The organism is Cupriavidus sp. 8B (assembly GCF_054589115.1).
The window spans coordinates 1-1,006 of the sequence record NZ_BAAILO010000246.1 but is presented as its reverse complement, the minus strand read 5'-3'; the positions used below and the strand labels follow the sequence as shown (position 1 = coordinate 1,006).

1 protein-coding gene is annotated in these 1,006 nt (G+C 61.3%); it reads right to left on the bottom strand.

What is annotated here, in order from left to right:
• Positions 1-114: 114 nt before the first annotated feature.
• On the bottom strand, positions 115-1,006 hold an 892-nt coding region (locus ACYP5B_RS23785), incomplete at its 5' end, for an RNA-guided endonuclease InsQ/TnpB family protein (protein ID WP_459571316.1).

Genomic DNA, 1,006 nt, shown 5'->3' with positions numbered 1-1,006 from the left:
ACGTAAAATTCCAAGGTCTCTCTCGTTCGGTGTCGTGGTACTCACGGTTGTCCGCCGGCAGCGGCAACGATCAGGGATCAGGCGCTATTCCGATAGTTGACATCCTCCCCTCCCTCAGCCTTCGGCTGCCGCGCGTCGCGCGGAAAGGGAGGAGATTCCTACCGCTCTCGGTGGCAGCGTGGAGCTGCATACCAAGTCGCTTCGGTGGGTTCCTGCTGCTGGCGGCCTTACTGCACCGCTCACTTCACAGGCGAACCGGGCGTGTCCCGCCCTTAAAACATTGATCGCGCCGACCACATCGGCGTGCTCCTCGAAGCCGCACGCCACGCATGCGAACTTTGCCTGCGTCCTGCGATTCTCGGCCGATGCATGGCCACAGCACGGGCAGGTCCGGCTAGTGTTTTGCGGTGGAACGGCGACGAAGAAGCCTCCACGCCAATCCGTCTTGTACTCAAGCTGGCGTCGGAATTCGAACCATCCCTGATCCAGAATGGCCTTGTTGAGGCCGCTTTTTGCGCGGATGTTGCGCCCCGGTGCATCGGCGGTACCGCTTGCCGATTTGCTCATGTTTCTTACCTGCAAGTCCTCGACAGCGATCATTGCGTGGTTTTTGCTGATCGTGTTTGAGGCTTTGTGCAGGAAGTCCAAGCGGGTGTTCGCGATGTGCGCCTGAATGCGTTGCACACGGGCCTTCACCCTCTTCCAGTTGGAGCTACCTTTCTGCTTGCGCGACATGCGGCGCTGATACTTCGCGAGGCGCTGCTCGTGTCTCTTGAACCTGGCGAGCGGCGCGAGATACGTGCGGTCGCTCAGGGTTGCGAAGCGGGCCACGCCAACGTCAATGCCAACGGCAGGGCCGCTCGGGACCGGCTGCTCGACCTCGCGTTGGGTAAGGATGGAAACGTACCACTCCTTGAGCGCCTGCTGCTGCGCGCTGCTTGGCGTCTCGGCCATCCAAGGCGTTTCCGGGTTGTTTCGCCATGCCGTGAGCCACTTCGCCATGCCA